Raw genomic sequence first — 9433 nt, forward strand, 5'->3', positions numbered from 1 at the left:
CAGCTCTTAAAAGATGGCTATGCACTGGCGGATTTATGAGGGGATCCCTCAGTGCCGTGCATCGAATAGCAATTATTGACGAGGGAGGGCGTACTGTTGATTCAAATGAATACAACCTTCATGTATCGATGCTTGGCGAAGAGGGGAAAGTGACTTGGGCGACCTATGTTCAGGCTATTATGAAATATGGTGACGAAAGTGATAAAAAATATCTTATCCAACAGCTAATAATCCTTGGTGTTCTTGCTTTCGTTACTATCCTTTTTACTTTTCTATTGATTCGTTTCCCTCGCCTCGCAGATATTTATTTTGATCGGAAGAGAGGTATTGTTTATACATGGCGCTTTGGAAAAATAGCCGCGTGCCGATTTGAAAACCTTGGGTTTAGAGAAGATAAGATAGGGTTGACCCTGTTTTTATACGGAGAGAGCAAAAAGCATCAAAGCGGTTATTGGCCAACACTATTTGGTTTGCAGCCAACGGGTAAGGCGCACATGAACAGCGAAGATGACAATACCTTTCTCATGGCTCAACTTTTTGCTTTTATGGATAAAGGCAAAAAAGCGGTCATCACAGGTGAGAGTTTTTATCGCCCGCAGCCGAAAACATATTTGTACCAAGACAAAAAACCGAAAGATTTTGATAGCAGATTAGCCGCGATTCTTGCAAGAGAGCATGAGTTACCAGAGCTATACGCAAAGCATACGTTTTAAGTCAACGTGGAATGAAGTTGGAAGTTAAGGGGGCACGCACCTTACCGAACATGTAGGTAAAGGTGCTAAGGTTGATATTCAGGATTAGTAACCTTTAAAGAAACCGCCATCAAGCAATATGTTTTGCCCTGTCATATGGTTGGTTAAATTGCCCAATAGGGCTTCTAAGGAGTCAACAATATCTTCAACTGAGGCATATTTACCAAGAGGAATGTTCTCTACTTCGTTTTCCATGAGCTGCTCGTAAGGTAAGTTGTTTGACTCAGCTTTCGACTTCATCTTATTGACATAGGTTTCAGTGAGCGCGCCTCCAATTGAAAGTGTATTGACGGAAATACCTTTATTGCCCAAAGATAGTGCCATCGTTTTTGCTTGGCCTAACCATGCGTTTCTGATGCAGTTACTTGCCGAGTGATTGGATAACGCTGACTTAGTGCTAAGGCCTGAGAGAAAAACGATTTTTCCATGCGCTGATAACACTTGGTTCTCTATGATGTATTTCAATAAACTCAGTGGCTTAATAAAGTAGTGATCGTAGAGCTGGCGCCACTCTTCATCACTAGGGAAAACTTCATTTGATGGAGGAATTCTTGGAATGATAAACACGATATTATCTAGCTGTTCGAGTTTATTGGCGACGTTATAAATACTCTCAGAGTCAAAAAAATCCATTGTATGGCATTGGATATTATCGCTTGCTTTCTCTAAGTCACTTAACTTCCCCTCATTTCTACCTGTCAAAATTAACTCATGTTTAGGCGCAAGCCTTTTGGACAGTTCAAACCCTATATGGCTGGTAGCGCAGGTAATAAGTGTTTTTTTCATTAACAATTTATCCTGTTATTTTTACGATAGGCTTATGTAACGAATGGCTATTTTTAACAAGTATCATTATAAGTCCATAGGTTTTCTAATAATACTGTTCTATGGCTATTTGCCTAAATATAGACATCAAACAAGCTGTCTCGAATTTTAGAATCTCTGTATCTTTTACATTTACCAGTATTAATGCCAACACTGATTGTATGAAAAATAATTGATTTTATATTTGAATGTTTAAATGCAATATTGATTGATGTGGTTAATATTGTTAGCCTCTTGTCGCTTTGAAATTCTACGGAAAACATAATGAAAAATATAAAGTTATTTGCTGCTATGCTGAGCTTTGCAGTGTTAAGTGGTTGTGCGTCAAGAGTTGTAGAAATGCCCGATAATTACTGGGAAAAAGAGTTGGTTGAAACTGTTGTTGTTGCATTTGTTAAACAGCCTCAAATGAGTGCCTCACGCAGTGGAGCACAGGGGTTACTCGACATTGCCATCAATGAGGCGATTACAGACTCTGTTGAAAATCATATCGAAACGTTAAATTATGAAACGCTTGAGGGGCATCAGCCTCGCATTGCTGAAATATTAAAAGCAAAAGGTGCGAAAGACGTCATCGTTCTTCAAAAGTATTTCGATGTTAGTGATGCCAATGAATTGCCTGAAGCAGAGCAAAAAGACGGTTACTTTAACTTTGACGTTTCTAAATTAAGAGAAAAGTATGATGCCTCTCATTTACTCGTTATTCAGGTAATAAATGCAGGAACCATTCGCGATTACTACGGTTTTATTCCCCTCAGTGACCCACGTGGTTATGTGAATGGAGAGGTTACTATCGTTCGCCTAAGTGACAATAAAATTCAAATGAGAAACCCTATTCTTGTTGAAATCGAAGTCCCAGAAGGTATTGAATGGGATGATGAAGAGAATGGCTATCCAGCGATTTCGAAAGTTGTGAATAGCGCTCTTGATGAGGCAGGTCATCAGGTCGGAAACATGCTTTAATTGCGATTAAGAGCCGCGGATGCGGCTCTTTTTGTATTTAAAGAAAAATTTAAGAACACACCTTACTTATTCGATTTTCTTCTTAGTAAAGAGATTCACTTTAATGGGTAGATGATTATGTGATAGAGTGCACTGCATTCAAGGATGTATAGTTGTGCTACCCGATTTGGACAATAAGTTAGCGCTTAACTCTTATGTTATCGACGATGTGGTAGATTTAGCGGACCAGATGTCTAACCCTGTAAGAGTTCAGGACACACACCCAAAGGACTAAATAAGTATGATTTACTCCTTTTCGGGAGACTGATTGCAACCACTTGTTTGAATGATTGCTAACTTCTTATTATTCCAATAAGGAGACATATTCATGACGACTGCACGCAAGCAACTTATTTCGATTGAAGCGACACCCTATTATCACTGCGTTTCTCGTTGTGTGAGGCGCAGTTTTTTATGTGGTGAAGACACCGAAAACCAAGTGAGTTATGAACATCGCAGAGAATGGATCGTCAATAAAATTCACTCACTTTCTGATCTCTACTGTATTGATATTTGTGCTTACGCCATCATGAGTAATCACTACCACCTAGTCGTTAATATCAATCGAGAGAGAGCCTTGGCCTTGTCACATCACCAGGTCGTTGAGCGCTGGGGAATGGTTCATAAGTTACCACTTATTATTCAACGCTGGCTTCGTGCCCAACTCACAAACCCAATTGACCAGGAAAAATGTATGGAGATCATTGAGGTTTGGCGAGAACGTTTGTGGAACTTGAGCTGGTATATGAAAGAGCTTAACTACGAGATTGCTTGTAAAGCTAACAAAGAAGACAACTGCACTGGCCATTTCTGGGAAAGTCGATTTAAAAGCCAAGCCTTGCTTGATGAAAAAGCCCTCGCCGCTGCAATGGCGTACGTAGACCTAAATCCTATTCGCGCAGGCATTGCCACTAAACCAGAAGACTCCGAATTTACCTCTATCAAAGCTCGAATCGACGCACTAGATAAACAATTGGCTACAGCCCCTTGCCTCCATCCTTTTATCGGTAATGAGAATAATTCAAGCCGAGATGGCATTCCTTTTCGATTGATGGATTATATTGAATTAGTTGATTGGACAGCCCGCCAAATTCGGCCGAATAAGGAATTTATGAATACGAACCAGCCTCCCATACTAGACAGGCTCGGGGGAAACATAAATAACTGGCTAAAGGTTTGTACACAATTGGAGAAATTCCACGTCACTGCGGTAGGTAGTCATGCACAGGCAATGATCGCCAAAACTGCTCTTAATAAGAAAAAGCTTCATTTGTTCGCCTTTGAATAAAAGTCACTCGAAGGCCTTTAGAAATAAATACCCACAGCTTGAAGGCTGATACAGCGTTGAAATAAACATATCGATATTCAATCAAAAATACCTTCCTCTAGTCTAAATCGACAACGAAATTTCTCAAAATAGGCGGTGCATCAAAACAGACTTCAAAGTGACATGGATAATTTATCTTTCTTGTTACTGGTGTGTGTCCGACATGGACACTCCCAGGACAACATGGACACGGGACAACATGGACATGCCCCTTTTAATTTGGTTTCTTATTTATTTTGTGAATGTAATTGTTACTTTTAAAGTAAGTTATGGTGTTGAGGTAAATGCTGGGTTCTGTGTTTACGGGGGATCATTGTTTATATAAATTATTCTTTACAATCATGTGTTTAGTGGTTATTTTTGACTATTCAGTTAAAATACATAGTCTTTTTACGTTACTCGTTCAGACTTTATTGATGGACAAGTACGGATTACTTTGGTTGGGAGTCTGATGATCCAGTACACATTAGATCAAATACTTTCTTTTACACTAGCCGCAGAACATGGCTCTCTAGCCAAGGCGTCTCGTGCAAGTGGTAAGGATAGAACAACACTGAGTGTGCATGTCAGTAATCTTGAAATTGCGCTGAATACAACTTTGTTTGAAAGAAGGGGCAATAGCCTTGTTATCACAAAAGAAGGGATCCAGCTATTACGATTAGCAAATGGACTTTTAAGGCAAGCTAAAGGTCTTCAGTCCTATGCTGATGTATTGTCATTACCTGAACAAATTCACTTTCGTGTAGCCTTAGATGCTAGTTTACCTAATGATTTCATCCTTAGCGTTAATAAAGTCCTCAAAGAACATAATCCGAATGCCAAAGTCGATTGGATGTTTCTTGGCAGAGATAAGGCTCTACCTAAACTTGTAGAATCAGAATTGGATGCAGTGATCATGCTTAAAAACGATCAGTCTATGACTTTGCTGCCTAAAGCTGGTTTGTGTGGGTGTTATCTTGGAAAAATACCCAGTAAGCTGTATACAAGTGCTGACTCTCACCTGCAGGAGTTAGCACCTATCAAATTTAGAGATCTACTCTATGATACCCGTTATGTTCTGCAGAGTACTTTTGAGGCAGGCTTAGCGGAAAAAGGTTCATTTTCTGGTCATCAGGTAGTTTTAGGTAGCGTAGATCTTATAGCCAGTTTTTTGAAATACGGGGGATGGGCAGTCCTTCCCGCTCTTAAGGTATTGGATAAGTATCCAGACATTAAACCATTAGAAGCAGAGTTTCTAAACATGACATGGCGCATTGAACACTTGCTAATGAGCCGTGATGGTATCGCTGGAGACTGTTTTAAATTTTTGATAAAAACGATAAAGATGAAGTATAAAGAACTGACATAAGCTTATCATTATTTCTTTCTTATACACGAAAAAGGGCCGTTACATTAAGGTAACGGCCGTGTTATTAATAAACGGTATCTTAATTGTAGCGGTTCCAGGCTTGATCCCAATTGCTTCCAGTACCTGGTGAATAATAATCAGGGTCACCATTACACCAATTAGACTCTTTACATTGGTAAAGGTTTTCATCAGCTTCTTGGAATACAATATCGTTATGGTCGTATGGCTCCTCACCCGCAAGAACTGCTTCTTCATCATAATGCGGGTAGCCTTGGTCAGGATTTTGGTCCAATACAGGAGTAAAAATAACCTTAGCAATGTTTTTGTCAGGAACGTTGTAGATCATATTACAGGTCGATTTAAGGTTGTCGTTTTTATCGGTTGCTCTAAGATGGACACCTGTTCCCTCGCTTGAACCGATAGAGCAACGGCTTTGTTCGTAAAGATCCCAGTTGTTACTACCACCGTCACCATCAAAGTAAGAGTAGGAATTGAACTGATCTTGAACCTCGCCGTTTTGCTTGACTTTAATTTCTGCGCCGACTTGTCCGCTGCGGGTAATTTTGCCTTCAAAAGTGTTGGTACAATACTCGCCAGGTTCTGAGTTGGCAGGAATAGTGAAGTTTTGGGTTGAAGAGTTTTCCATTCCGCCATTACCCGTATCATTAATATATTGGCGAGTTTCAACCGAAATATCTTCGTATGGAGACTCGGTGATATTGATGCAGATTTGCTGCTTAGGATCTCCTTTTAATCCAGCGTTTGCACCTGCAGATAATAAAATAGATACAGTAATTAAACTAAGAGTTGCCCTTTTCATATAAATTTCCTATGTACAATGAAATCAAAAAGTTAAAATACCTAAAGGTATAAATGTCATTCCCTAACTAGTAGGAAAATGTTTAGCATGTGCATCAACAAGGCACAGGACTCATAATATCAAGCAAGTTACATTGCATTTAGTTGCTTATAATGGAAATTTTCCACGCTTATTTTTTAAGCTGTAAAATTGATTGACTGTACTTAATTTCGCCTAGGATCCACTGCTTTGAGCTGTGGTAAGAGGTCTTAAAAATATCTAATACCTCTAGTTCACAAATACTCGTTATTAAACTCACTTATTCGATTTTCTTCTTAGTAAAGAGATTCACTTTAATAGGTAGATGATTATGTGATAGAGTGCACTGCATTCAAGGATGTATAGTTGTGCTACCCGATTTGGACAATAAGTTAGCGCTTAACTCTTATGTTATCGACGATGTGGTAGATTTAGCGGACCAGATGTCTAACCCTGTCATGTTAAAAGACAGTAGTGGGCGATATTTGTATGCAAATCAATCAAGTATCTCATTATTTGGCCTAAGCCACCAAAATGAAATAGTGGGCCTGAACTCGAAAGAGCTCAAAGGAAAAGTGACTCATCGCTGGCATGATGAGTTCGAACGCGCTATTTCAGATTTAGACTCGTTTGTGGTGAAAAAGCGCATGTCGGGGCGAGATAATATGAGAGCGATTCCTTGCCAAGACGGCACGTTGCGTGTTCAGAACATGATCAAAAAGCCGATGGTTAGCCAACTATCTGACAAAGTTACGTCTATTTTTACCTTCAGTGAAAACTTAACCGATGAGGTAGATAGGCTGTCTTTACTCAGACTTTATGTCGACTTTTATTCTTCCCACCTTGTTGCGGTTCGCTATTTCCTCAAGTATCTATCCGTTGAATCATTATTTATTAAAACGCCGTCGCTTCGAGAAATGGAAACCATATTGCGTACTGCTGCTTTGGGTAATCAAAAATCTGTATCAACTCAGATGGGGATCTCGACAAGAACAGTGGAAGAGAACATTCGAAAAATTAAGCAAACCAAGCTTGCCAATGAATACCTATGGTCTGTACTTTTGGAACTAATTAGAAATGAACGCCGAAACCTTAAAATTAAGTAAAGTTATACAAATTACTACTGTATCCAATGTTTTTGAATGGTATGAATATATTATTTTTGCCTATTTATATGCTTCGATTGGTCAGTATTTTTTCTCTTCATCGGATCCTATCTCTGCGGCTATCGAAACATTTGGTGTGTTCGCGCTCAGCTATCTGGCAAGACCATTTGGTAGTATGTTCTTTGGCTGGTTGTCAGACAGTGCTTCTATATCGAAAGCGGCTAGAATTTCTATGATGATGATGGCAATACCGCCCATTATTATCGTGCTGATACCTAGCTATGCCAGTATTGGTATTGCAGCACCTATCGCTTTGGTGGCCGCGCGCTTAGTGCAAGGCTTTGCTGCTGGTGGTGAGCTGCCTGTAACGGCGACCTTTGCCTATAACCATACTGAGACAAAATTTAAACGTTTTGCCTGTGCCTTGGTTAATTGCAGTTCTTTGATTGGTGTTTTGCTCTCATCGTTGACCATTACACTAATGAACACGTTTCTCACCCAAGAGAAAATTATAGCGGGCGCATGGAAGTATCCCTTTTATCTTTCTATCCCTTTAATATTGTTCTTATTTTGGTTGCGAAAGGATTTATTTTTACTCGATTCCACAGCAAAAAAAGCGTCAGAGGCCCAAAAAGTGATGGGCTATCTAGCGCAAATTTATCAACATAGGCACGCTTTTCTGGTCGGCTTCTCAGTCATTGCCTCCTTGCAAATCTCGTTTTATCTGATGTTTATCTGGTTCCCGAGCTACTTAAATCTGTTCCTTGGCGTGCCAAAGCTTACTGCGTCTGCGTTTAATACCATGAGTCTTTTTATCATGGTGATCACAGTGATATTGACGGGTTTGGCTTTAATTCGTTTTGAAGGAAAGAAACTGCTATTTCATTTTCTTTATATTGAAGTGCTTGCTGTGATTGGCGCCTTCTACTGGCTTACCCATGACCAAAGCTATGTGACACTGGCATGCATTAGTGTGGTTTTCTCAATTTTAATTGGGGTTATCGATGCCATTGCGCTCGGATTTTTAGGTGGGTTATTTAAGTCGAGTATTCGGGGGATTGGAATGAACATGACATTTACATTGCCTGCGGTTTTCTTTGGTGGTTTTTCTCCACTGATCGCGACTTGGTTAATCAATCAAACTGGGGTTCTTATGATCCCAGCATTGATGATTGGAGTGGTATTGATATTAAGTTTATGTGTGATTGCTAAGTTTGAGCGTGAGCTAGACAACCACCTAGAACTCCAGTATCAAGATTAACAGCCAGTTTAGTAAAGGAGTCATAGGCTCTATCATACGCCTCTTTGCCATGACGGTGGCAAAGAGACGATTTTTAAACACTAACTTTGATGGCGACGAAAAGCCATAGGAAAATCTTGATCGCGCTTGAGAAGTTTCTTGAATGACTTTTTTTCCTGTATAGCGCTAGAGGGTGTGGCAACCTCTTTTATTTTTTCAGGAAACTCGTTATTTACAAGCAGGCTTGCATATTGCGTAATTTCTTTTACCGAATAAGTATCGAGCTTCTGAGTTCTAATGATTTCATCAATATTTTGGTCAAGTTGTTTATATGCCAGACTAATAAGTTCTTCTCTTTCCTTTTTACTCAAACGTGCCATATTCTTTTCCATTCCAGAAACCAGATAAGTACGGAGTGGTCCTGAATTCATTAGACAATCGGTATCTAAGTGGTTTTTTAAGTTTTTCTCAATATTACGCTGAGCTTGTTTTATTATATCTGGATCTTTAATTTCATTAGCTTTTTTTTCTAAATGTGCATTCACTTCAGAGGTTGCTCGGAAAACAACATGATTATAAAGAGTTTCATATTGTATATTACTCTCTTTTTTGGTGGGTTTCTTTGCTTCGGCTAAAGTCTTCTTCATGGCTTTATCGATAATACGCTGATGAGTTCCATTTCTTTCGGTGGACTTAACTGCAGAATTGATTACTGTATATGGTGCTTTAGATTTTTTGCTAAAAACCCCCCTAACTTGGAATGAAGTATTAGTACTTCCACATTGGTAAACAGGGTGTTTTGAACTTGAAGGAAATAGGTTGAGTTTCATAATATCCTCACTAATCTTATCGGAATCCTTACTATCTATATTGTTATTTTTGTTATTAGTGGGGCAAATGATTATTTATGGGATATCCTGCTAAAAAGCGAGACAATAGTTAATGATCTGCTCCAGCCAGACTGGACACTTCATTAAGCGACATTTTGCTGTTCA

8 protein-coding genes and 1 pseudogene are annotated in these 9433 nt (G+C 39.3%); 6 read left to right on the top strand and 3 right to left on the bottom strand.

Translation table 11 applies throughout. The features are described 5' to 3' along the window. A pseudogene (locus AAFM34_RS19185) lies at positions 1–713 on the top strand (hypothetical protein); the annotation flags it as partial. A gap of 84 nt (positions 714–797) precedes the next feature. On the opposite strand, the gene AAFM34_RS19190 reads toward AAFM34_RS19185, so the two are convergent. Further along, positions 798–1538 carry an SDR family oxidoreductase gene (locus AAFM34_RS19190; protein WP_341665620.1) on the bottom strand — a complete coding sequence of 247 codons (741 nt, stop codon included), beginning with the start codon at positions 1536–1538 and terminating at the stop codon, positions 798–800. A 303-nt stretch (positions 1539–1841) separates the two neighbouring features. Here AAFM34_RS19190 and AAFM34_RS19195 point away from each other — a divergent pair, with 303 nt between their 5' ends. The 3 genes from AAFM34_RS19195 (at position 1842) to AAFM34_RS19205 (ending at position 5254) form a co-directional block, all read left to right on the top strand. After that, on the top strand, positions 1842–2540 hold the full coding sequence (locus AAFM34_RS19195; protein ID WP_341665621.1) for a cytidine deaminase: 699 nt from the start codon (positions 1842–1844) through the stop codon (positions 2538–2540). Positions 2541–2907: 367 nt separating this feature from the next. Continuing rightward, the gene (locus AAFM34_RS19200) at positions 2908–3867 is read left to right on the top strand and encodes a transposase (RefSeq protein ID WP_341665622.1); all 960 of its coding nucleotides are present in this window, start codon (positions 2908–2910) and stop codon (positions 3865–3867) included. A 490-nt stretch (positions 3868–4357) separates the two neighbouring features. Further along, positions 4358–5254: a LysR family transcriptional regulator gene (locus tag AAFM34_RS19205; protein WP_341665623.1), complete on the top strand. Its 897-nt coding sequence runs from the start codon at positions 4358–4360 to the stop codon at positions 5252–5254. Between the two features lie 79 nt (positions 5255–5333). Here AAFM34_RS19205 and AAFM34_RS19210 read toward each other — a convergent pair whose 3' ends face one another. Then, positions 5334–6074: a hypothetical protein gene (locus AAFM34_RS19210; protein WP_341665624.1), complete on the bottom strand. Its 741-nt coding sequence runs from the start codon at positions 6072–6074 to the stop codon at positions 5334–5336. 386 nt (positions 6075–6460) lie between these two features. On the opposite strand from AAFM34_RS19210, the gene AAFM34_RS19215 reads away from it, so the two are divergent. Next, the gene (locus tag AAFM34_RS19215) at positions 6461–7198 is read left to right on the top strand and encodes a PAS domain-containing protein (RefSeq protein WP_341665625.1); all 738 of its coding nucleotides are present in this window, start codon (positions 6461–6463) and stop codon (positions 7196–7198) included. Continuing rightward, positions 7170–8459, top strand: coding sequence for an MFS transporter (locus AAFM34_RS19220; RefSeq protein WP_341665626.1), 1290 nt, complete (start codon positions 7170–7172; stop codon positions 8457–8459). Before AAFM34_RS19215 ends, AAFM34_RS19220 begins: the two co-directional genes overlap by 29 nt. A gap of 80 nt (positions 8460–8539) precedes the next feature. Here the strand turns inward: AAFM34_RS19220 and AAFM34_RS19225 are convergent, their stop codons facing one another. After that, the gene (locus AAFM34_RS19225; RefSeq protein WP_341665627.1) at positions 8540–9268 is read right to left on the bottom strand and encodes a hypothetical protein; all 729 of its coding nucleotides are present in this window, start codon (positions 9266–9268) and stop codon (positions 8540–8542) included. Positions 9269–9433: the final 165 nt, after the last annotated feature.

The organism is Vibrio sp. (genome assembly GCF_038138445.1).
Lineage (GTDB): Bacteria > Pseudomonadota > Gammaproteobacteria > Enterobacterales > Vibrionaceae > Vibrio.

Coding starts and splice junctions, on each gene's coding strand:
- AAFM34_RS19200 (WP_341665622.1), top strand. CDS start 2,908: ATGACGACTGCACGCAAGCAACTTATTTCGATTGAAGCGACACCCTAT.
- AAFM34_RS19210 (WP_341665624.1), bottom strand. CDS start 6,074: ATGAAAAGGGCAACTCTTAGTTTAATTACTGTATCTATTTTATTATCT.
- AAFM34_RS19220 (WP_341665626.1), top strand. CDS start 7,170: ATGAACGCCGAAACCTTAAAATTAAGTAAAGTTATACAAATTACTACT.
- AAFM34_RS19225 (WP_341665627.1), bottom strand. CDS start 9,268: ATGAAACTCAACCTATTTCCTTCAAGTTCAAAACACCCTGTTTACCAA.
- AAFM34_RS19205 (WP_341665623.1), top strand. CDS start 4,358: ATGATCCAGTACACATTAGATCAAATACTTTCTTTTACACTAGCCGCA.
- AAFM34_RS19195 (WP_341665621.1), top strand. CDS start 1,842: ATGAAAAATATAAAGTTATTTGCTGCTATGCTGAGCTTTGCAGTGTTA.
- AAFM34_RS19190 (WP_341665620.1), bottom strand. CDS start 1,538: ATGAAAAAAACACTTATTACCTGCGCTACCAGCCATATAGGGTTTGAA.